General features: G+C 46.6%; 13 protein-coding genes. 6 read left to right on the top strand and 7 right to left on the bottom strand.

Annotated elements, in window-relative coordinates; translation table 11 throughout:
• Window positions 1-7: 7 nt before the first annotated feature.
• The 7 genes from bglX to AC060N_RS13825 form a co-directional block, all read right to left on the bottom strand.
• Window positions 8-2,353 carry a beta-glucosidase BglX gene (gene bglX, locus AC060N_RS13855; RefSeq protein ID WP_479524336.1) on the bottom strand — a complete coding sequence of 782 codons (2,346 nt, stop codon included), beginning with the start codon at window positions 2,351-2,353 and terminating at the stop codon, window positions 8-10.
• A gap of 14 nt (window positions 2,354-2,367) precedes the next feature.
• Window positions 2,368-4,551, bottom strand: a complete 2,184-nt coding sequence (locus tag AC060N_RS13850; RefSeq protein ID WP_479524335.1) for a glucoamylase family protein — start codon at window positions 4,549-4,551, stop codon at window positions 2,368-2,370.
• A 23-nt stretch (window positions 4,552-4,574) separates the two neighbouring features.
• Window positions 4,575-6,983, bottom strand: a complete 2,409-nt coding sequence (locus AC060N_RS13845; RefSeq protein WP_479524334.1) for a glucoamylase family protein — start codon at window positions 6,981-6,983, stop codon at window positions 4,575-4,577.
• Window positions 6,984-7,008: 25 nt separating this feature from the next.
• On the bottom strand, window positions 7,009-8,385 hold the full coding sequence (locus AC060N_RS13840) for a glucoamylase family protein (RefSeq protein WP_479524333.1): 1,377 nt from the start codon (window positions 8,383-8,385) through the stop codon (window positions 7,009-7,011).
• Window positions 8,386-8,648: 263 nt separating this feature from the next.
• A complete protein-coding gene (locus AC060N_RS13835; RefSeq protein ID WP_479524332.1) occupies window positions 8,649-10,400 on the bottom strand; it encodes a LamG domain-containing protein in 1,752 nt (583 codons plus the stop codon).
• 13 nt (window positions 10,401-10,413) lie between these two features.
• Entirely contained in the window at window positions 10,414-11,952 is a 1,539-nt protein-coding gene (locus tag AC060N_RS13830; RefSeq protein WP_479524331.1) for a RagB/SusD family nutrient uptake outer membrane protein, read from the bottom strand.
• 12 nt (window positions 11,953-11,964) lie between these two features.
• Complete coding sequence (locus AC060N_RS13825) at window positions 11,965-15,000, bottom strand: SusC/RagA family TonB-linked outer membrane protein (protein ID WP_479524330.1); 3,036 nt, start codon at window positions 14,998-15,000, stop codon at window positions 11,965-11,967.
• A gap of 428 nt (window positions 15,001-15,428) precedes the next feature.
• Between AC060N_RS13825 and AC060N_RS13820 the strand changes: the two genes are divergently transcribed.
• The 6 genes from AC060N_RS13820 (at window position 15,429) to AC060N_RS13795 (ending at window position 23,581) form a co-directional block, all read left to right on the top strand.
• Window positions 15,429-18,200 (top strand): triple tyrosine motif-containing protein, encoded by a 2,772-nt coding sequence (locus AC060N_RS13820; RefSeq protein ID WP_479524329.1) that lies wholly within the window; start codon window positions 15,429-15,431, stop codon window positions 18,198-18,200.
• 180 nt (window positions 18,201-18,380) lie between these two features.
• Window positions 18,381-19,370: a haloacid dehalogenase-like hydrolase gene (locus tag AC060N_RS13815; RefSeq protein WP_479524328.1), complete on the top strand. Its 990-nt coding sequence runs from the start codon at window positions 18,381-18,383 to the stop codon at window positions 19,368-19,370.
• 19 nt (window positions 19,371-19,389) lie between these two features.
• Window positions 19,390-20,313 (top strand): ketopantoate reductase family protein, encoded by a 924-nt coding sequence (locus AC060N_RS13810; RefSeq protein ID WP_479524327.1) that lies wholly within the window; start codon window positions 19,390-19,392, stop codon window positions 20,311-20,313.
• A gap of 203 nt (window positions 20,314-20,516) precedes the next feature.
• Complete coding sequence (gap, locus tag AC060N_RS13805) at window positions 20,517-21,515, top strand: type I glyceraldehyde-3-phosphate dehydrogenase (RefSeq protein ID WP_479524326.1); 999 nt, start codon at window positions 20,517-20,519, stop codon at window positions 21,513-21,515.
• 154 nt (window positions 21,516-21,669) lie between these two features.
• A complete protein-coding gene (locus AC060N_RS13800) occupies window positions 21,670-22,218 on the top strand; it encodes a cysteine hydrolase family protein (protein WP_479524325.1) in 549 nt (182 codons plus the stop codon).
• Between the two features lie 142 nt (window positions 22,219-22,360).
• A complete protein-coding gene (locus tag AC060N_RS13795; protein ID WP_479524324.1) occupies window positions 22,361-23,581 on the top strand; it encodes an MFS transporter in 1,221 nt (406 codons plus the stop codon).
• Window position 23,582: the final 1 nt, after the last annotated feature.

The raw sequence follows: 23,582 nt of genomic DNA, 5'->3' as shown, positions 1-23,582 counted from the left end.
TTATAAATTATTCCTGCCAGTTTATCCTGGCTGATTGCACATCTCTTGAATTTCCGCCCACCATGATTTTAAAATCACCCGGTTCCCAGTCGTATTTCAAATCGTAATTATAAAACTTCAGGTCGTCAGTCGTGATGTTGAAGGTCACTGTTTTGGTTTCACCGGCTTTCAGGCCGATCTTCTGAAATCCTTTGAGTTCCTTCACCGGACGGGTGACACTTCCCACCATATCGCGGATGTAGAGCTGAACTACTTCTTTGCCTTCCCGGTTTCCGGAATTGGTGACCGGAACCGAAACGGTGAGCGTCTCGTTTCCGGTAAGGGAAGCGCTGCTCAGTTTTATTTTGCCGTAGTCGAAAGTCGTATAACTAAGGCCAAATCCAAACGGATACAACGGAGCATTGGAAACGTCCAGATAATTGGAACGGAATTTCGTGAACCATTTTCCTTTCGGAAGCGGCCGGCCCGTGTTTTTGTGGTTGTAGAAAATTGGTACTTGTCCCATGTTTTGCGGGAACGTTGCAGTCAGTTTTCCGGAAGGATTGACATCACCAAACAGCACATCAGCAATGGCGTTGCCCGCTTCGGTTCCACCAAACCATGTATCGAGGATAGCAGGAACATGTTCCTGTTCCCATTTGATGGCCATCGGTCGTCCGTTAAAGAGCACCATGACAACCGGCTTTCCGGTCTTGAGCAGTGCTTTTAGTAATTCACGCTGATTCTCCGGCAGTTCAATGTGCGACATGCTGGAACTTTCACCGCTCATCTCTGCGGCTTCGCCCAGAGCTGCCACCACCACATCTGCTTTGCGGGCAGCATTCACCGCCTCGCGAATCATCACTTCCGGTGGACGGTTATCCCGGTAGGTGGGTTTGCCAAATATACTTACGCGTGCTTCCAGTGCTGAGTCGGCAACTACATTGGCGCCCTTTACGTAAATAACTTTCACCTTATCGCCGGCCACATTCCGGATGCCATCCAGCAGCGAAACTGATTTCTTGAAATCGCCGGCTACACTCCAGGTACCGTCCATATTTTCGCGGTTCGCTGCCAATGGTCCAATCAGGGCGATGGTGCCTTTTTTCTGCAACGGTAGAACCTGTTTTTCATTTTTGAGCAGAACAAAACTTTGGGCTGCTGTTTCGCGGGCAATTTTACGATGTTCAGGTGTGAAGATCTCTGTTTTTGCTCTCTGCGTGTCGCAGTAGCGATACGGATCGTCGAACAATCCCAGCTTGTATTTCGCTTCGAGTACCAACCGGCAAGCCCGATCAATTTCCTCTTGGGTAATTTTGCCCTCTTCCAACGACTTCTTGAGCGTTTTGACGAAGCCTTCGCCTACCATGTCCATGTCAACTCCGGCTTTCAATGCCAGTGCTGAAACCGTTTGCAGGTCACCCATTCCGTGGGCGGTCATTTCATTAATCGCCGTAAAATCGGTTACCACGAATCCTTTGAAGCCCCATTGTTTGCGCAGAACATCGGTCATCAGCCATTTATTGCCGCTGGCCGGAATTCCGTCGACTTCGTTGAAGGACGTCATCACACTTCCCGCGCCGGCGTCCACCGCCGCCTTGTAGGGCGGAAAATATTCGTTGTACATCCGGATGTGGCTCATATCAGTGGTGTTATAGTCACGCCCGGCTTCTACGGCACCATACAAAGCAAAATGCTTTACACACGCCATGATGGTGTTGTTTTTGGTCAGTGAGTCACCCTGATAGCCTTTGACCATGGCTTTGGCAATTTCAGAACCCAGATACGGGTCTTCTCCACTTCCTTCTGCCATTCGTCCCCAGCGCGGATCACGGGAAATATCCACCATGGGAGAGAAGGTCCAGCAGATACCGTCGGCGCTGGCCTCAATCGCTGCAATGCGAGCAGACTGTTCAATCAGCGGCATATCCCAGCTACAGGACAGTCCCAACGGAATCGGGAAAACCGTTTGGTATCCATGAATGACATCCATTCCAAAGATCAATGGAATTTTCAACCGGCTTTGCTCGACAGCTATTTTTTGTACTTCCCGAATTTTTTCGGCGGTTTTGATGTTGAAAAGGCCACCGACTTTGCCTGCCTTGATTTGAGAGGCGATGTCGGAATTGGTAGCTTCACCGGTGGTGATATCACCGGCTCCCGGCAGGTTCAACTGTCCGATCTTCTCCTCCAGGGTCATCTGTTTCATCAGGCCATCAATCTTCCGGTCCATGGGAGACTGATGATTTGTCGACGTGCAGGCTGCTACCAGAATTGGCAGCACTACCGGCAGATAAAATTTCCGTTTTAACTGTTTCGTCCATCGCGTTAGCCATATTAAAAGCGATATGGACATGTTCACTCGTTGCTTCATAGTGTGTTTGGTCTTTATTGTTTTTTCTTACTTTCCAATTCAAGTTCTTGTAGGGCTTTCTGTACCTCTTTATTTTGCATGAATAGCTTCCAAATCAGGCCGGTTCGGTAATTCTCTATCATCACAACCATCGATGCCTGATTTAGCCCCATGTAGATGTTGGCACACCAGTCTTGCTTTAGGTTGAAGGCGTCGCGGAAACCGTATTCGCCCCACAGAAACGAACCACAATCACGGTAGTAATATTTCAGAGCTTTCATTGAGGCTTCCGGCAAATAGGGAAAAGAGGCAATCGCGCCTGTCGGTGCAATGGTGCCGTCGTCCATTCGTTGAAGGGGTTCGCGGGCCTTGTAACCCCATGGTCCGTCACTGGCGGTCAGTCCCCAGCAATCCTCTCCGTAGTAGGTAAAGTCTTTCGGATTTTCGCAACAATACCGATAGTTGATTAAAGCAATGTTCCGGTTGTTATCGAAATAATTGGTGTATTTATCCTGAAAGAGGTGAGGATTTAAGCCCATGTAGGAGTAGTGTGTAAAAAACAGCGGACCGCCGTTGTTGACACCTACAGCCAGGTTCACCCCGTAAAACGTCTTTCCGTTGGTGTACATCGAACCATCCTTTGATTTGCCCCAGGCCGAGCGGTATTTCTGTGCGATGGTATCCTGACTGGCCCATCCGCTGTAGTACATTTCCGGCGAAACTGAATGCGTCGATGAGGCAATGGCCAGTAGATAGGTAATCATGGTTTCGTTCCAACCAATCAACCGGTGGTTAATGTGCCAGGCGTAGTCGGGCGACCAGTGCCAGTAGAGGAACGGACTGTCAGCGGTTTGTTTGTACCAGTTCCATTCCACTCCTTCCCATATTTTTGTCATCCGGTTCCGGAGTTGCTCTTCTTGTGTATTCACGGGGTTGAGGTACTGCCGTGCCGCCAGTAATCCTTGCATGAAGAAGGAGGTTTCCACTAAGTCACCGCCGTCGTCGTATTTGCCGAAATACGGCTCCACCTTCCCGGTAGGACCGTTTAGAAAGTGAGGAAGGGCCCCGTGGAAATGATCCGCTTTTTCGATGAAAGAGACAATTTTGGTTAAGCGCTGAATCAGTTGGTCACGCGTAATGAATCCCCGTTCCGTTCCTACGATAAGTGCCATCAGACCAAAACCGGATGCTCCGGTAGCAATCATATCTTTCCTGCCGGGAATGTCTTCCAGCGCCAGTCCACTGTTGGCTTCTGCTCCTTCCCAATAGTAACGGAAACAAGCCTTCTGCACCATATCCAGCAATTCGTCGTCGGTCATGGCGTGAGTTGTTGCTTTTACAGAAGGAGATAATTCCGATTCGTGGTAACGGTAATTCAGGTAACTGATTTTGTAGTAATACGTTTTTCCCGGGAAACCAGTGAAATCAGCATAGCGGGAAGCATACTGCGGACTTTGAACAGCAACTGGGTGAAAATGAATATTGTCTTCCGAGCGGTAGATTTTTACATACTTCACGTTTTCCGGATTAACCGGATTCCAACTTAAATCGACATGTCGTTCATAGCCTTTTGCCGTTTTCAAAGCCGGTGTTGCCATAGGCTGAGCGTCGGTTTCTTCCGGCAGTATCTCCACCTGATCAATCAATAGATGGTGAGATTTTCCATCAGTCGAAGCCTGTTGAAATACAACGGACTGAATATCCTCACTATGCTGAAATTTAATGGAAGAGCCATCCTCGAAATCCTTCAGCGGAATTTTGACTTCCATCCACTTCCTTGAGGAATAATTTTTTAGATAACCCGCCAGCGCAAGTGCTTTTGATGTCTTTTTATTTTTCAACTCAATGGAAATATTGGGTAGTTCTGTTCGGGCTGTTTCATCCGCCACGTATAAGTGCAGGAAAAGAAAGTCGCCGTTTTTGATAAAGTCTTTGCCGCGCCATTTTGGAAACATCAACCGGGCGCTCCATTGGCCGTTCGGAGCGGATTGGTAGGTTAGTTGCAGACTGTTTCCCGGAGTGAAAGATTTCTCGTTTTCTACCGGAAGTTTGCCCTGAATATTCAGAACAAAGCTGGGAGATTGATAAGAAGTTTCGCTGAAAAACCAGCTTTTCTTCATCAGGGAGTTTTCGAAGAATACCTGATTGTATTCGAGCTCTTTGGCATTCAGGATGCCGGTAAAGAGCAGCAAGAGCACTAGCAAAGTTTGTTTTTTCATTCTTCGAAATTTTAATCGTTCAACTATTTTCGAATGACCAGTTTGGTTTGGCCATAGTTGTTCCCGTTGACGAGCTGCAGGATATACATTCCGTCGGGCAAAGCAGAACAGTCGACAAAAATCTCAGTACCGGAACTTGTTAGGTTCTTTTTCAGAACCAACCGGCCGTCGAGAGCGAAAACACTCACACCAACTGCACGCTGAGTATTGATAGCCGGAAAGTCGATGTATACCTGTCCGTTTCCCGGATTGGGATATACGCTGAATTCCTGTTTGTTGCTAAGAATATCGTTTACGTCGGTTGAGGTTTCGTACTGGAAACCGAACTTGTCCAATCCGGCCTGCACGTCGCTATCTTTCATCAGGGTGTTCCAAAGCAAACCGGTACGGTAATTTTCAATCATCACCACAATGGGACCTTGGTCGATTCCGATGTAGGCTGGTTGCACCCAGTTTACAGCATCATTGAATGCATCGTAAGGTCCGTACAAGCCAAACAGTTCCTGGCCCCGTTCGCGATAGAAATATTTCAATGCTTTCAACGATTCTTCGGGCGTGTATGGCATGCTGGCCAGAGCAGCCGTCGGACTGATCGTTCCGTTGTCGTTATCGTATGGTCTGTGTGCAGTATAGCCATCAGGATCATCACTGGCGGTGAGGCCCCAACACTTGTCGCTGTAGTTCGGGAAATTCTTTGGATTGTCGACCGCGTAGGCGTGATGAATCTTCGCCGTGTTAACATTTTCCAACCAGTAATCGGCATACTGATCTTTCAAACCGTGCGGATTGATTCCCAGGAAGGAGTAGTGAATCCAGAACAACGGACCGCCCCAGTCGGGTGACAAACTGATGGGAAAATTGTAGAATGTGCGTTGGTTGACGATACTACCGTTGCGGGCCCAGCCCTGCTCATACACTTCTTTGGGAATGCCATGAGTGGGAGAGGCGGCAGCCATCAGGTAAGTCGTGAGGCACTCATTCCAACCTTGTACTTTCATATTTTTGGCAAAGCCGTAGTTGGGCGACCAGTGCCAATACAGCACGTTTTGTCCATCCTGCCGGTACCAATCCCAGTCAACGCCTTTCCATAGCAGATCGGCCTTTTGCCTAATTTGAACCGATTTGTCATCCGTTCCCGTGAAGTAGTTTTTTAGGGCAATGAGTCCCTGCACCACATATGATGTTTCAACTAAATCTCCGCCATCGTCATCGGTACTGAAAGGCTTTGTTTTGTATGTGTCTGCATCGTACCAATGTGACCAGGCTCCGTGGTGACGGTCACAGTTTTCGAGAAAATTCAGGATTTTCAGAATCCGGTCTTTTATTTCGTCGCGTGGACGATATTCCCGTTCATAAGCCACGATCATGGCCATCAATCCCATTCCGGTAGCACCCGAAGCAGCCGTTGTTCCATTACCATTGGAGCGTTCCAGTGCCATTCCTGTTGCTTGGTGAGCGCCTTCCCAGAAATAGCGAAACGCATACCTTTCGGTCATATCCAACAACTCATCATCAGTAAAGTCCCTGAGGGTAGCCGTTTGCTCAACCGGAGTCGATTCTTTGCCTTGCGTGGTAGCAGTGACGCGGTACGTGATGGTTGAATTTTTTGCATTCGCAGGAACGAAGTCCAGGTAGTAATTTTGCGTAGTTTCGCCTCTGAGTTCAAATGTCTGCCCACCATCGAACGAAGCATAAATCCGGTAGGACAAATCATTCATGGGAATCGTCCAGTTCAACTCGGCATGGCTGTCATAACCTGTGGCAGTAAGTCCGGTGACAGCCGGTACGTCACTGATGCTTTTAAAAGCGGTAATTTCATCAATCAGGATCAGCCTCGAGCTGTTATCGTTCTCCGATTGGTTGAAAATGATTCCCTTTGCTTTCGTGAAATCGAGTGTGCTATTGTTCGCGTCGTTAAAGATTACGCTTAGCGGAAAGGTAACCCGGTTCCATTGTCCGGTTTGCAGGTCGTTGTTGTAATCGGCCAGCGCGTATAACTGGGAAGAAACTTCGGAAGTGCCACCGGCCTGAATGGCCCTGATGCCAATTAGCGGCAGGGCCGAAGCCGGGAAAGCATTATCCGTGTAAACGTAAAACGAAATGGAATCCATTCCCGAGATATCGGCTGTGGACCAATCGTTACGGAAGATCGTTGCTTTCCAGTTTCCGTTAGGAGAGGAGGTATAGTTAAATTTCAGCGAAGTAGCTCCCTGGTAAGCCGTTGTTGTGCAGGGAACTTTGTCGTCGTATTGCGGTGCTCCAGGCGGATAGGTATGCTCGAAGGTGCTTTCGCCCAGGTTGGCCACATCCACCAGTCCCTGGTCGTAGTAGGTCGCGTCCGTTCCTTCCGTAAAGAAAGTGACTTCCTGTGCCCATCCGGTGCGGAAAAGCCCGATTAAAATGATGAGAACGACTAGCCTGCTTTTATTCATTTTCGGTTCAGTTAATGGTTGTAATTCAATCTTCCGCTTTAGCGGATTCGGATGTCACGGTAAATCCCAGTCTTTTCAAACCTCTCTGAACATCTTCATTTTGCATGAATAATTTCCAGAGCAAACCGGTCCGGTAGTTCTCGATCATCACGGGAATCGGCCCCTGATCGATAGCCAGATAGCGAGGCGTATACCAATGGTAGGTGTCGCTGTAAGCATCGTACGGGCCATACTTTCCAACCAGTGAATCGGCCTTTAGGTAGAGGTATTTCAGAAACTGCATCGATTCTTTGGGTGTGTATGGAAACGATGAGAGTGCAGCGGTTGGAGAAATCACACCTAAATCCGCTTCACCGGGATGATGACCGGCATATCCTTTTATGGAATAGCTCGAGGTCAGTCCCCATTGCTCTTTTCCGTAACCTTTATATCCTTTCGGATTGTCGAGCGCATAACGGTAATTGATTAGCGCATGGTTGCGGTTGAGTTTCCAGTAGTCGGCATACTGGTCGGATAATCCATGCGGATTGAGTCCCAGGTAAGAGTAGTGTGCCCAGAACAGCGGCCCCACCGGATCGTTGTTGTGTTCGTAATGATTCAGGACGGTATGAAGGCCGTAGTAAACCGTGTCTTTCTCAATGGCTCCGTGGCAGGTCCAGCCTTCGTGATAAACGGCCGGTTGAATAGGGTGGGTGGGTGACGAAGCTGCCAGCACATACATAATCAGGCACTCGTTGTAACCACCTACCGGGAAATTCATATCCCAGCCGTAATCTGGTGACCAGTGCCAGTACAAAACGTTTTCGCCTCCTTTGGTGTACCAGTTCCAGTCCACTTCTTTCCATAGTTGCTGAATATCGGAAGCCAGTTGTTGTTCGGCGGGGTTCCCGTTTTTAAAATACTCAGCGACTGTCAGCAGACCTTGCATCATAAAAGCTGTTTCGACCAAATCGCCGCCATCGTCTTTTTTACTGAAAGGCTTTACCTTTCCAGTTTCGCCGTACAGCCAGTGTGGCCATGCGCCATGGAACCGGTCGGCATTCGCCAGAAAATCGACAATCTTCCGGTAACGGGTATATGCTTGTTCACGGGTAATGAAACCACGTTCAACTCCTACCAGAATAGCCATCACTCCAAAGCCGGAACCTCCCAATGTTACTACGTTCTGGTCGTTCTGCGGGTACTCATTATCCATGTGAATCCGTTCGCGGGCCAACCCCGAGTTCGGTTCGGCTCCGTCCCAGAAATACTGAAAGGTTTGGTATTGGACCGTATCCAACAATTGATTGTCAGTCAGGTCAGCATATTTCCCGGTATCTACTTCCTTTTTCCCGTCTTTTTTAGCAGAATGAACGCATCCAGCCATCAGGAGCAGGAGTAGGCTTGTTATCAATATTTTCATATGCTCGGTGCTCTTTCAGGGATGAGAATCCCTGTTTGTTTGGTTTATTCGGATGTCAAAAAAAGATTGTTCTAAAAAGGATAGAAGAGACAGATCATGCCTTGTCTGGCAGGTAGTTTAGATAGAAAAAGCTGCCCGGATGCTTCCGGGCAGCCATTCCCACTGTCAGAAGAACCTATCTAATCTATAATCTATGAAAAATGACGTTTGAGAACGCAGCGGATTTACAGTTGGTGTATGCTTAAAATACCACTGTATTGCTGCTACTCATTTGCCAGTAGTGTTACTTCATCAGCTGAAAGTGCTTTATTGAACAGGTACAATTCATCCATCTCTCCTGTACATGACAAGTGTCCCCATCCGGTGAACCGGGGTGCTCCTGACATGATGGAGAACAAATCGCAACCTGTCCAGTCGATTCCGGTAGTTGTAGCGGTTCCTACCTGTTGCCCGTTGATGTAATAGGCCACGTCAGTTCCTGAAATCGTCATCGCCAGATGAATCCAGCCGCTGTTAACAGCCGGGTCAACTTTAGCAGCATCGCCACCATCGACCCAGGTTTCTCCGGAACCGGTACCGACATTTACCTTGAAATAGGCCAGACCACCCGAATTATCATAGAAGAAGCGGAAACCACTTGTTCTGTCGTTCTGTGCATCCGGATTCGCGGTGTCTTCCGGTCCCATCACCAAAATACCAGCGTTACTATCAATAGTTGACGGCAGTTTCAGCCAGCAGCTCGCACTAAATTCACTTCCCTGCAAACCGGTTGTCGGGAATGTCAGATAAGAATCTGTTGCTCCCTGGTAGGCATCACCGGAAACACCGTCGCCATAGGCATAGTCAGGAGAACCTACAACTGTTGCAACCTCGCCGCTCACGGCATCTTTATAATTACCGTTAAAGCCCATGTGGAACGTTGATTCTTCTTTCAACATCATGGTTTGAATTTCCGCCTGTGAAAGTGCTTTGTTGTAGAGTCGTAACTCGTCCATATCTCCCGTGCAGGAATAATGTCCCCAACCGGTAAATCGCGGAGCACCGGACATGATGGAAAGCAGATCACAACCGGTCCAATCAACGCCGGTGGTAGCACTTTGCTTAATGAGCTGACCGTTTACATAAAGAGTGGCTTCGGTTTTGGAAATCGTGAATGCTACATGGAGCCAACCGTTATTAACTGCCGGGTCGAACTTAGCTGCATCGCCACCGTCAACCCAGGTTTCGCCGTCGCCGGTGCCCACATTACCTTTAATTTGGGCCAGTCCACCTGAATTGTCGTAAAAGAGGCGGAAACCACTTGTTCTTACATTTTGTGCATCCGGATTAGCTGTATCTTCCTGACTCATCACCAAAAGTCCGGCTGGACTATCGATGGTCGAAGGAAGCTTCAACCAGAATGTCGCACTGAATTCGTCTCCTTGTAAACTAGTTCCCGGGAAGGTTAAATACGAATCAGCTGCTCCCTGGTAAGCTGTTCCTTGCTGAATACCATCGGTGAAGCCAGGCATACCAACAGCAGTTGCCAGTGTCAGACTGTTCATCTCCCGGTATTCGTTGTTAAACGGCATGTAGAATGTCTCTCCAGCATACTTTGGAACGTAAGGCGGAGCTTTGGTGAAATTGACATTCGTCGTTGACGTTTTTCCATCCGTATCGGTTGCTTCAACGGTAAGAACATGCGAGCCTGTCGTTACATTATCGTATGTATACTTCTCCATGGCTACACGGTAGTCTTTAAACTCGCTGTAATTGTTGATTTCAGTTCCGTCAACCTTCAGAGATATCGATTGGATTTCAATGTCATCTGTGACTTTAAAATCAATATCGATAGATGTAACCGCTTCATTCGTCTGAAGCTCATATCCGTCCGGCGGAAAGTTCACGGTTATCTGCGGTGCCGACTCATCGGTTCCCGGATCTACCTTAGTGATTGAGTCGATATAGTCTTGCGTACATGCATTGAACAGGAAGAGTGTCAATGCAAAAACGATTAATTTACTGTATATTTTCATTTCAGTTAGTTTTTTAGTTTTGGACTCCGTCTGCCAACTGTGGTAAGCTAGATATTTGAGCTGCCGGGAAAGGCAAATAAGCCTTGTCCATGGTAAATGTTCTGCCTCCATAGCTCAGTTCAGTTGTATTTTTAGTCCGTACCATGTCGAAGAAACGGATACCCCACTCGGTGGCAAGCTCTGCAAATTTCTCATCGAGAACCTGTTGTGTTGTTACACCACTCAGATCTCCCAAATTTGCACGTTCTCTTACCATATTCACGGCCTGATCGGCGGTCATGCTGATATTGCTCGACGCACCCCTGGTCAGGGCTTCTGCATACATCAGCAACATCTCGGAATACCGGATGACAATGAAATTCTTATTGCTTCCCGGAGAAGTTCTTCCAGGTATCAATTCAGTCGACGGTTGGATAAACTTACCACTTCCGAAATTCAAACGGGGAGTATTGTTAAACACGTCGCCTTCCCTGTTTGTATTACTAATCCAACTGGGAAGTGTACCGTAGTCGTTCTGAAGTTGAGTGATGCCGTCCGGTGTGAAAACAACGGATGTTTCCAAGCGAACGGTTTCACCTCTGTCGAGCATGAATTCGACGTATTTCAGCGATGGCGCATAGAATCCCCATCCAGCTCCAGCTCCAGCAACTACAGGTGTCCAGGCTCCGGTGCCGTATGGAGCAAACAGGTGATTAAAACTGTCACCCTGTCCCTGTCCAAAATCTGAGAATTGGAACTCCAGAATGTTTTCATCGTTCAATTTACCGGCTGTTTTAAACAGGTGGTAAAAGTCGTTTGACAAACTGAACTTACCGGAATTGATGATGGCCGAAGTGGCATCAACAACTCCCTGGTAATTTTCCATTTCCTGGTAAGCCATTGCCTGGATGGCGTAGGCAGTGAACGCAGTAATACCTCCTTTTACGTCGGTCCGCTCATTGGGCCTTACCGCTGGTAAATCCGGGATGACTTCGGTCATTTCGTCTACGATGTACTGCATTACTTCCTGCTTGTTGCTCACCGGCGTATTCTGAATGTTATCCAGTTGGTCGATGATAATACAGCCACCGAAGGTTTTGGCCAGTGTCAGGTATTCCCACGCCCTCATGACACGGCATTCAGCAATATACTGGTCTGCCAGCGCATCATTATTGGCAGCAGGCCGGTACTTGTTGATTTCGTCGATTTCGGTGAAAACATTCACAATGGCATCATACTGGTGTTCCCATAACGCATTGATATTCCAGTGACTGGCCTGGTAGCTGTAGTTGTCCTGCTCCTGCATAGGAGCCTGGTCACCGGCCGCATCAACATCGTCGCCACGTAAACTGTAGGTGATAGCTCCATCCCACGATTGATCATAGAATTTGGAGTAAGCTCCGATGAGTGGCAGAATCATGTCTTGTCCTTTCGAGTAATCCACATCACTTGTAAAGGATTCATCTTCAAAAGGTGCATTTAATTTGTCGGTACAACTGGATACCGGTAGCATTAACAGCCCGCTGAGAAGAACAGGCAGATAATAGCGTATTTTTATCTTGTTTAATTTCATCTTTCGGAGAATTTAGAATTTAAGATTAAGTCCAATCGTATAAACTGCCGGAACCGGGTAGAACTGACGGTCGATACCGTTGGGAACTTCCGGGCTAAAGCCGTTGTAGTTAAATACAGTCAGAGGTTTCTCTGCGGTTACATAAACCCTTGCATCGGGCATACCGGCACCTAACAATTTCGAGCCTTTGATATTGTAGGCAAGCTGGACATTTTGAATCCGGAAGAATGAACCATCTTCAAGGAGGTAATCGCTGAAGTTCTGGTCCCAACCACGTCTGAGGGCCGCAGCTGAAGGATACTTATTGGAAGTTCCTTCTCCATGCCATAGTCCATTGGCCAGGTCGGCATCGATGTTCGTGTCATTGGTCCAAATGATCTCGCCTCTTTTTCGGTTCAGGATTTTATTTCCTCTTTGTCCCATGATGCTCATCGAGAATTCGATGTTCTTATAAGTTAAACCAAGATTTGCACCGTATGTCAAATCCGGGAAATAAGAGCCTAAGAATACTTTGTCATTATCGTCGATTACCTGGTCGTTGTTCTGGTCAACAAATTTGAAGTCACCGGGAACAAGACCATTATCCGTTGCGATCGGATCGGCATCTATTTCGGCTTGGTTTTGGTATACACCGGCAACCTGATATCCGTAGAATGAGAGCAGCGGTTCACCCACCTGCGACCGTTGACGGAATTCGGCTTGTCCGCCGTCAAGGTATTGTTGGCCGTAGAGGTCTCGTACTTCATTTTTCAGTGTGGATATATTGGCACCGATTGTATAGCTTAAGTCTTTTGATATTTGATCATTCCAGGTTAACGAGAGTTCAAATCCGGAGTTCCGGATAACACCCACATTCTTCAGAACGCTTCCGGGCTGCAGTTTGAGGAGAACAGGAATGGCAGCGTCTTTGGTATCCCTGATATAGTAGTCAGACTCAATATTCAGACGGCTGTCGAATAAACGGGCACTCAGACCAGCGTTTTTACCTTCGACAATCTCCCATCCCAGGTAACCAAATGTACTGGTCGTTGTGGTACCATCAGTTTTTGTGTCGTCGACAGCGATGTAAACAGGAGTAGTCGTATTGGCTCCATCCTGACGGGCAATTTTGTCATTTCCGAGTCGGCCCCAACCACCTCTAAGTTTCAGGTAGTTAATGAATCTTATGTTTTTGAAGAAGCTTTCTTCTGAAACGACCCAACCAAGTCCGAATGCCGGGAATGTACCCCATTTTTCCTGGTACTTGGAGGTTCCTTCTCTACGAAGGGTGACGTACGCCAGGTACTTACCTCCGTAATTATAGGCAATACGGCCGAAATAGGACATACCGTAGATTCTTTCCGCATTGTCATTAACGGTTTTTGAATCTTCAGAACGGGACTGGCCAATATACCATGAATTTTGCTGGAGCGGTACGTCTTCTGCGTATCCTTCCAACCAATCGTACCACTCGTCGCGGTACGAGGTTCCTGCCATGGCAGTGATATTGTGACGACCGAATTTATCCGTGTAGGTCAGTACGTTGTCGAAATATTTATTGGCTTGCAACGTTCTGGATGTGTTGAGGGTTGAAAGAGGCCTGTTCGTGTTAGTAGTAACATAGTATGGCAGACCAACATTCCGGTCTCTCAAGAACATCCATGACACGTTATAGTCCGTTTTGAATGTCAGTTTTTTGGGTATGATGGAGATTTCACTATAAGCTCCTGCATATACCTTCTTAATATCTTGTCGGTGATTTCTGTATGCAAGGTTAAAGAACGGGTTTTGTGCCCCACGATACCCCAACAATTGTGCACTGGCATAATTGCTTGCATAGGCAACATTATCTGCTGTCAGTTGATCGTAATTATCCTGATCATATACAGGTAAGACTGGGACAGCGTGATAAGCTGCAAACCAGGCTCCGTCATCCGCTATATATTTAATACCGTTACTTAAGTTCAGGTTCAGTCCAACTTTCAACCAGTTATTGACCTCCTGATCCAGGTTTCCCCTGAGATTCAGTCGTTCGTAGGAGTTTTTGGTTTTTAACAGCCCCTGTTGTTCAAAGTAACTCATTCCCACTGAATAATCTGTGTTTTTGTCACCACCGGTGATAGAGAGCGAGTGATTTTGCTGGCGTGATGCCGAATGCATGATCTCTTTATACCAGTCTGTGTTGACATCCGGTACATTCGGGTTGATACGGCTTCTGCCGTAACGCTGCATGGCATTGGCGATATAACTAATATCAGCAGCTGCTCCCGTTTGATTAACGTAGTTGACAAACTGCTCTGCGTTGGCCATTTTCAATACATTCTGAGGTACCTGAACCCCGATGTAACCGTCGTAGCTTACCTGCGATTTGGTATTCAAAGTACCTTTTTTGGTTGTAATCAATACAACGCCATTGGCTGCTCTTACACCATAGATTGCTGCAGCTGAGGCATCTTTCAATACCGATAAAGTTTGTATGTCAGACGGGTTAAGGAAGTCAATGTTATCGAAATATACTCCATCGACAACGTATAAAGGACTTGAATCACTACTGCCGGGGAAAGAACCAATTCCCCTGATTCGAACGGTTGGTGCACCACCCGGAGCTCCCGAGTTGATAATCTGTACACCGGCAACCTTCCCCTGCAAAGCCTGCATGGCCTGTCCGGTGGGTGTTTTAACCAACTCATCTGACTTCACAGTAGCGATAGATGAAGTCAGGTCTTTTACATTTAATTTACCGTAACCTACTACAACAACCTCATCGACCTGTTGGGTAGAGGGCTGCATCGAAACATCGATATTCGTTCGGTTATTAACGGCAATATCCTGACTTTCCATTCCTACAAAGCGGAAAGTCAATACAGCGTCACCGGCTGCTTCGATGGTGTATTTACCTTCGAAGTTAGTAACAGTTCCTGTGGTCGTCCCCTTGACTAGAACAGTTACCCCCGGGATGGGGTTTCCGGTAGCAGCTTCGGTAATCGTACCGGAGACAGTTATTCGCTGTTGGGCGAAAACTGTTGCAACCGAAATTAATAAAGAAAAGAGAATCGTTAATTTTTTCATAGGTTCACTTTTTTGTAACAGTTTGTGGAATTAAAATTAGGCCGGTTCTCTTTAGCTGTTTAAAATCTTTCCACACTACTTATTCTCACATCGAAGTGAAGTGTAAAAAACGCCTCATCATTGCCACTCATATCATAATGTTGGAATATGTAACAGGTTGCTAGACAGACTTTATTCGTGTCATAAAATATTAAAACATGTGAAAAAATGTTAATATGATGTACAACATGTTTTGATAAAATCATACAGAATGATGATAAAAAGAGTTTGTTACATCGTTATATTTGGGCAGAAACGGGGAATTAACAGGCATTTGAAAGCTATAAGAAATTAAACGACAGGCGATGGGAAGAACTTGCTTTTTTCTGTTTTGTTTGATGTTTGTACCTCACCTATCCGTATACTGTCAGGAACAGGATTCTATATGGATGGCTGCGAGTCAGCGACATATGGTGATGGAAGATATCAATAACTTCAGTAAGATGGAATACGGGGCTGCAGCACAAAACTGGGGGGTTAGTGCCGGGTACGACGGGATGATGTATTTTGCCAACGCGAAAGGCTTACTGGCGTTCGACGGTACGAGCTGGAGGTTGCATCGGCTGCCAAACGAAACGATTCTACGGGCGGTTCTCGCGGTAGGCGATAGCCTGATTTATACCAGTGGCTACCGCGAAATGGGAGTCTGGAAAAGGCAACCATCGGGTGAATTGGTTTATCACTCTCTCAATCCGCAGGCCGAACAGTATTTCTCGAAGAACGAAGAGTTCTGGAATATAGCCAGTGATAAGGACCGGATTTATTTTCAGTCGTTTAACCGGATTCTCTTATATCAAAATGATTCGGTTACATCCGTCAGTCTGCCTGGCTTCACGAATGTGATGAACCGGGTTCGGGACAAGATATTGATAGGAGTGAGAGATAAAGGAATTTACCAATTATCCGGGGTGAAAATTTCTCCTGTAGCCATCGATCCGTTTTTTGCTGGTAAGATTATCCGGTTTATTCTTCCCTACAAAGAGGATCAACTGATGATTGGAACCGCTTCCGGCGGTATCGTAATATGGAATGGTAAGCAATTAACACAATGGAAACCCAACCTGACCCCTTACTTCCGAGAAAATGAATTGAACCGTGGGTTTTTTATGCCGAACGGGAACCTGGTCATCGGAACCATCGTCGATGGAATTGTGGTGTTCGATAAGTCGGAGAAGCTAATTCAAAAGTACAACCATTCCAATGGCCTTCAAAACAATACTATTTTGGGAATAGCCGGCGATCAGTTCAACAATATCTGGCTGGCACTTGACCACGGAATTGATTTTATCGGAAACCGCCATAGCAACGGTGTCAGGATTGAGAGTATTCCGAATATTGGGGCGGTTTATTCGGCTGCTATTTTTCAGAATCACATTTATTTAGGTACCAACCAGGGACTTTTCTCCAAAGACTTATCCGAGCCGGATACGAAGTACAAACTGGTTCCCCACACGCAGTCACAAAACTGGGATCTGCGCGTTATTGGTGACCAATTGGTAGTCGGACATAATGAAGGAACCATCGTCGTCGAGAACGATAAGGCCCGGTTCATCTCCCGCAACTCAGGTGGTTTTTCTATTCGGGAAGATATCAAAAGAAGAGACCATTATTTACAGTCGACTTACAATAACCTGGTGTCTTACAAAGAAGTGAACGGTCACTTGGAGGTGGAGAATATCATTCAGGGATTTGCCGATTTGATCCGTTACATCGAAATCGATCATTTGGGAAATGTCTGGGCCAGTCATATGCACCGGGGGATATACAAACTGGAGTTGAATGATAAACGCGACAAGGTGGTGGGGCAGAAGTATTACGGCGAATCATCGGTGTTTGGAAAAGAGCATTCGTTGAATGTGTTTAAAGTGGAAGACCGGATTGTATTCACGACCAAGGAAAAGTTGTTTACCTACGATGATTTGAACGATACGATTATTCCGTACACCTATCTGAATCAGCGCATCGGAGATTACCGCGAAGCGCACAAAATTGTCAAAGCTCCCGATCATCACTATTGGTTGATTTCATCGAAAAAGATTGGCTTGTTCTATATTACCATGAATGAGGTACATTTGATCAAGTCCTATCCGACTTCGTATTTCAAACAAAACCCGTTGTTCGATGATTTCGAGAATATTTTGCCGTTAACGGCAGATAAAGGAATTCTTTGTTTGGAAAACGGCATTGCCTGGTTGGATGCGTCCAGAAACGACACACTGCAAACTATTTCCAATTTTGCACCGAAAATACGCGAACTCCAACTCATCAACCGAAGGAACGACGCTATCAATGAGGTTCCGGTTAACCATGCATTGGAAGTGAGTTACAGCCGCAACAGCATCGAGGTTCGCTATTCATTTCCGCATTACTCCGCCGAACCGGTTTTTTACCAGGCCTTTCTGAAAGGAATCGACCAGAAATGGTCGGATAAGTCCGAGTCGTCGGTGTTCCGTTTCGACCGTCTTCCCGCCGGAACTTATCAGCTTCAGGTGAAAGCAACTGACTTATGGAATAATGAGAGTCGTGTTAATTCACTAACATTGGAAGTACTGGAGCCCTGGTACAGTACTACACTGGCAAAAATCGGGTATTTCCTCATACTGGTTATTATTTCCATCCTTTTTCAGACCTGGGGGGTAAGACGCACCCGGAAAAAGCAACGCTTTCATATCGAAAAGCGAGAGCGGGAACTGATATTGCTTCGGAACAAGAATTTGCGGACCGAGGTGGAGCATAAAAGTAAAGAGCTGGCTAACTCCACCATGTCGATGATAAAAAAGAACGAGTTTTTGCTTGATTTGAAGCAGTTGCTGACGCATCAGAAAGAACAATTGGGCACCCGTTATCCGGATAAATATTTTAACGACATCGTTAGGAAGATCGATAAAAATATTTCGAGTCATGATGACTGGCAGGTTTTTGAAACAAACTTCGAACAGGCGCATGAGCAGTTTTTACGGAAAATCAAAGACGACTATCCGGATTTGACGACCAAGGATTTGCGCATGTGTGCTTATCTGCGTATGAATCTTTCTTCCAAGGAGATTGCGCCCCTTCTGGGCATTACCGTTCGTGGTGTGGAAAACCATCGGTACCGGTTGAGGAAGAAAATGGGGCTCAGCCACGACGATAATCTAATCGATTTGATATTGCAGTATTGATTTTGTGTTAATCGAAATAGCAATTGTTTTGGGAGAAGAAGTACGCTTTTCTGCTGATGCAGGAATGCTTTATTCATAATTAATTTACATAAAAGCTACCTCCATTCCTGATGTCCTCTGTATTTTAGCATGAGTTAAAAGACCAGCGATTTGGTTAAAACTTAATTGATATACAGACGGATGAAAAGGACGATTTTATTGCTGCTTGGTTTGGCTCTTATAGTTGTGAGCTGCACTTCGCCGAAAGCTGACCCGCTGCCATCGTGGAATAACACACCCGAAAAGGCCAAAATCATTGACTTTGTCAAGAATAAAGTACCACAAATTCCGGTAAGGGATCGCATCGCGGTTTTCGACATGGACGGAACGCTGGCTTGCGAAGCACCGCTTTGGTTTGAGATGTACAGCGCTGTTCAGGGCTTGTGCCTACAGGCAGACAAAGACAGTTCGCTCCTGCAAAATCCGTTGTATCGTTATGCCGAAAAACTGAGAGTGAATCCCAAAGACACTTCAGTCATCAATCATTGGGGACCATCAATCCAACCCATGATAATGAATGCCTTTAAAGGCTGGGATAACGAAAAATATGTGCAGTTCAGCAAAGCGTATCTCGATACGGCCATGAACCGGGATTATCATATTCCACTGACCAAAATGTTTTATCCCCCCATGCTCGAATTGATTTCATACCTGAAAGCGAACCAGTTTGATGTGTATGTCGTATCCGGCTCGCTACAAGGATTGATGTGGAGCGTTTGTCCGCAGGCGTTGGGCTTCGATCGTAGCCATCTCATCGGTACCAGTCAGGCGATGCAACCGGTTTTTCATACCGGTAAGGGAACAGAATTTGTTTTGGAGCCTGCCATATTTAAGCCATCGAACAATAATAACGGCAAAGCGATAAACATCTATCGTCACATCGGTAAAGCACCAGTGTTTGCCTTTGGAAATACCACCGGCGACTGGGGCATGTTTCGCATGGCTTCGGCCAATCCGCTGCCCAATATTTCGTTCATGCTGAATCACGACGACGCTAAACGCGAATATGAATATAGTCCATGGCACGGAACACCTTGCCCCGCCTGGAAAGATTCTATGTCAGTGCACGGATGGAACATTGTCAGCATGAAAGACGATTTCAAAGTGGTATTTAACCAATCAAATAAATAAAACAGAAAGGAGCGGAGTGATGAAGATTGCCGTAATAGGAACAGGAGGGGTTGGAGGATATTTCGGTGGAAGGCTGGCTCAGGCCGGTAATGAAGTAACTTTTCTGGCCCGGGGTGCACACCTCGAAGCGATGCAGGCCAATGGTCTGACCGTGAAAAGTGTGCAGGGTGATTTCCACTTAACCGGTGTGCAGGCAACCGATGATATTGAATCCATTGGGAAAGTCGACTTAATCCTTATTGGACTGAAAGCCTGGCAGGTGAAAGATATGGCGGCTCATCTGGATCACCTTATCGGCGAAAACACAATCATTCTGCCCCTGCAAAATGGTTTGCTAACGTACGACGAACTGCGCGAAGCCGTCGGACCAGAACCGGTAATTTGCGGTTTGTGCAAAATCATTAGCAAGGTAGAGGCTCCCGGAGTCATCAACCACTTTGCTCATACCCCGGAGATTGTGTTTGGCGAAGCCGATAACACAAAAACCGAACGGGTGCAACAATTACAGGTCGTTCTGGAAAAGGCAGGTATTCAGGCGACCCTGGCCGAAAATATTCAGAAGGAGCTGTGGAAGAAGTTCATCTTTATTTGCGTGAGCGGCTTAATGGCCATCACCAATACCAATTACGGAGAGCTTCGTTCGATACCCGAAACGCGAAAACTCATGGTTGATTTGCTCAACGAAATCGTGACCCTGGCTCGTGAAGCAGGAATTCCTTTCGGTGAAGATTTCGTGGAAAAGAATGTTGGTTTTATCGACTCACTCGCTCCCGACTCCACAACGTCGCTCGCTCGTGATATCTGGGCCGGCAATCCTTCTGAACTGGAATACCAGAACGGCACGGTGGTCAAACTCGCCAGCCAGTTCAATGTCGATGTGCCGGTCAATCAGTTTGTCTATTCCTGTTTGGTTCCTGCCGAGCTCAAAGCAAGAAAAAGATAAACGGTTTCAGGTTACAGGTTTCATGTTAGCTTATTATCGAAACTTGTAACCTGAAATTTTGAAACCTGAAACTTCTCCTTGGCTGAATTTGTCGGAAAGTTGTCATTGCAGACAAATCTGGGACGCTGTACCTTGCGGTCGTAAAAAGAACACGGATGAACACAGCGAATCCGTTCAGTTGAACTATCAAAAATGAACAAGGTATGATTAGAGTTGCCATTAATGGATTTGGTCGAATCGGGAGATTGGCCTTCCGCAAAATGCAGGCTCACCCGGAACTGGAAGTGGTGGCAGTAAACGATCTCAGCGCACCGTCGATGCTGGCTTACCTGTTAAAATACGATTCTACGCAAGGCACTTTCGATGCTGATATAAAATCAGGTGACGATATCCTGGTGGTCAATGGGAAAAACATAAAGGTATTGGCCGAACGCAATCCGGAAGCATTGCCCTGGAAGGAAATGAACATCGATCTGGTACTCGAATGCACCGGATTTTTTGCATCTCCGGAAAAAGCTTCCGCGCACCTGAAAGCAGGAGCCAAGAAAGTCATTATCTCGGCACCGGCCGGACCAGATCTGAAAACCATTGTCTTTAATGTGAACCACGATATTCTGGAGCCATCTGATAACCTTATCAGTTGTGCATCATGCACGACGAATTGCCTGGCACCAATGGCCGATGTGCTGAATAAGAACTTCGGTATTGTAGCGGGACAAATGAGTACGATTCATGCATACACGAACTCACAGCCGTTGATGGACACACCCGACCCGAAAATCAATTACCGCAAGTCGCGGGCGGCGGCTAACAACATTGTGCCCTACACCACCGGTGCAGCCAAAGCAATTGGTTTGGTGATTCCGGAACTGAAAGGCAAACTGGATGGTTCGTCACAGCGTGTTCCGGTAGCGGCCGGTTCGGTGGTTGAACTCTATACCATACTGGAAAAAAACGTTACCATAGAGGAAATCAACCAAACCATGCAACAGGCCGCTAACGAGTCGTACGGGTATACCGAAGACCCGGTAGTATCCGGCGACATTATCGGGATTTCCAACGGCTCTCTGTTCGATGCCACGCAAACCAAGGTAGTTACTACCGGAAATCAACAGCTGGTGAAAACCGTTTCGTGGTACGACAACGAAATGTCGTTCGTATCGCAGATGGTGCGCACGGCAGCCTACTTTGCTACATTGTAAAACAATTCGTCCGAAACGGCGTTTAGTCAATTCGGTCTCAAAGCAAACGGAATACAAGTACCAGGGGAACATCAACTTTTCCTCTGGTATTTTTTAATGACTTTCTGCACCTCGTTGCGGGAAATTAGGATGACAGGATAATGACAGAAAGCATATGAAAACAGCATTGTTAATTATTGACATTCAGAACGACTATTTTGACGAAGGCACTATGTCACTCGTCGGTTCGGTTGGAGCCAGTAGAAATGCCAGACTGGTTCTTGACAAGTTCAGGGATGAAAGTTTACCAATCGTACATATTCAGCATATAGCGACAAGACCGACAGCAACATTTTTTCTGCCCGATACACCGGGGGCTGAGATTCATGAAAATGTACGACCATTGGAAGACGAGAAAGTAATTGTCAAACATTATCCCAATAGTTTTAGAGAAACAGAGTTGCTTGATTATTTATGGGCCAATGATATTACCGATTTGGTGATTTGCGGTATGATGACGCATATGTGTGTTGACTCCACCACCAGGGCAGCAAAAGATTTCGGATTTAACATCACATTAATAGGTGATGCTGGTGCAACGAGGGACCAGGAGATCAACGGACAAATAGTGAAAGCAGATGAAGTTCATAACAGTTTCCTGGCAGCTCTCAACTATTTTTATGCGAAAGTAAAAACAACAAGCCAATTTTTAGACGAGCAATAAGCACAGCATACAACAGTAAAACGACATTGCACTTTCTGTGCAACATTTCAGTAACATCACAATAAACCAAAGACTTCGCTGACTGACCGGATCGTGCTCTCAAATACGCAATGGTTTCGTTCAGCCCAGCCAACTTACAGATATGAAAATGATTCAGGAAAAATATAAAGGCTTTGCCACCATGTTGGCTTACGCCATAGCACCGTTATCGGGAATTGCGGTTGATTTGTATTCCCCTTCATTGCCGGCTATGGCCCGCGATTTACACGTGAGTGTATTAAACATGCAGGCTTCCGTGAGTATCTACCTGGTGTTTTATGGCATCAGCCAGCTCTTTGTGGGGATCTTGCTCGACAGCTTTGGCCGGCACCGGCTCAACCTGATTTCGTTGCTGGTATTTTCACTCTCCAGCTTCGCCATCGCACTTATACCCGATATTCACGTGATCTATATTCTCCGGGCTATCCAAGGTGTCAGTATTGGCATTGTGTTGGTCGCCAAACGAGCGTTCCTGGTGGATATGTTCAAGGGCGAGAAACTGAAACATGCCCTTAGCATTTTGACCATTGTATGGTCCATTGGCCCGATTACGGCACCGTTTATCGGCGGTTACCTGCAAACCAGTTTTGGATGGAAGTACAACTTTTATTTCCTGGGAGCTGCTTCCATGGCAGGCTTTATTCTCGACTGGATTTTCAGCGGAGAAACCTTGCATACGCCTGCCAAATTTCATTTCCGGCAAATCGCCGCGAACTATTCAAAGATGCTGGGCACGTTCGATTTTATTCTGAGCATCACCTTATCCGGTCTCGCCTATGGAGTCGCGATGATATTCACGCTCACCAGTCCGTTCCTTATTGAGCATACGTTTCACTACAATTCGGTCACGGTCGGTTATTCGCTGCTGGTTGTCGGACTGGGATGGCTCAGCGGAAATTTACTGGGAAAAGCACTTATCAAAACCGATTTAAACAAAAAGCTATTCATCGCCAACATCGTACAGTTTACCACGCTGGCCCTGATGATACTGTTCTTCCGGATAGCGCCCAACCTGTATACGCTTATTGGGTTTACCTTTTTCATCGTGATGGCGTCGGCTTTCATCTTCAATAACTCATTTACCTACAGCTTGAGTCGGTTCCCCAAAATGGCTGGGATAGCTGGTGGTTTGGTCGGCGGGTTTACCTATATTCTCCTGTCGGGAATCACTTACCTGTTGCTACTCTTTATTCCCGTGACGGAATTGATGAGCCTGGCCTGGTACGACCTCATCTTAGTCGGCGGCATCAGCATCGTGTTTGTCTCGTTCGTGCGGGGACGAAGAAAGCAAGTAGCCTTGAAAAGCGCTTCCTGCCCGGGGTAAC

The organism is Prolixibacter sp. DSM 2831 (genome assembly GCF_056493735.1).
This window is presented reverse-complemented; position numbering and strand designations above follow the sequence as displayed.

Bases quoted from the DNA above. Each gene is read 5' to 3' on its own strand.
- bglX (WP_479524336.1), bottom strand. From the start codon at position 2,353: ATGAAGCAACGAGTGAACATGTCCATATCGCTTTTAATATGGCTAACG.
- AC060N_RS13850 (WP_479524335.1), bottom strand. From the start codon at position 4,551: ATGAAAAAACAAACTTTGCTAGTGCTCTTGCTGCTCTTTACCGGCATC.
- AC060N_RS13845 (WP_479524334.1), bottom strand. From the start codon at position 6,983: ATGAATAAAAGCAGGCTAGTCGTTCTCATCATTTTAATCGGGCTTTTC.
- AC060N_RS13840 (WP_479524333.1), bottom strand. From the start codon at position 8,385: ATGAAAATATTGATAACAAGCCTACTCCTGCTCCTGATGGCTGGATGC.
- AC060N_RS13835 (WP_479524332.1), bottom strand. From the start codon at position 10,400: ATGAAAATATACAGTAAATTAATCGTTTTTGCATTGACACTCTTCCTG.
- AC060N_RS13830 (WP_479524331.1), bottom strand. From the start codon at position 11,952: ATGAAATTAAACAAGATAAAAATACGCTATTATCTGCCTGTTCTTCTC.
- AC060N_RS13825 (WP_479524330.1), bottom strand. From the start codon at position 15,000: ATGAAAAAATTAACGATTCTCTTTTCTTTATTAATTTCGGTTGCAACA.
- AC060N_RS13820 (WP_479524329.1), top strand. From the start codon at position 15,429: ATGGCTGCGAGTCAGCGACATATGGTGATGGAAGATATCAATAACTTC.
- AC060N_RS13815 (WP_479524328.1), top strand. From the start codon at position 18,381: ATGAAAAGGACGATTTTATTGCTGCTTGGTTTGGCTCTTATAGTTGTG.
- AC060N_RS13810 (WP_479524327.1), top strand. From the start codon at position 19,390: ATGAAGATTGCCGTAATAGGAACAGGAGGGGTTGGAGGATATTTCGGT.
- gap (WP_479524326.1), top strand. From the start codon at position 20,517: ATGATTAGAGTTGCCATTAATGGATTTGGTCGAATCGGGAGATTGGCC.
- AC060N_RS13800 (WP_479524325.1), top strand. From the start codon at position 21,670: ATGAAAACAGCATTGTTAATTATTGACATTCAGAACGACTATTTTGAC.
- AC060N_RS13795 (WP_479524324.1), top strand. From the start codon at position 22,361: ATGAAAATGATTCAGGAAAAATATAAAGGCTTTGCCACCATGTTGGCT.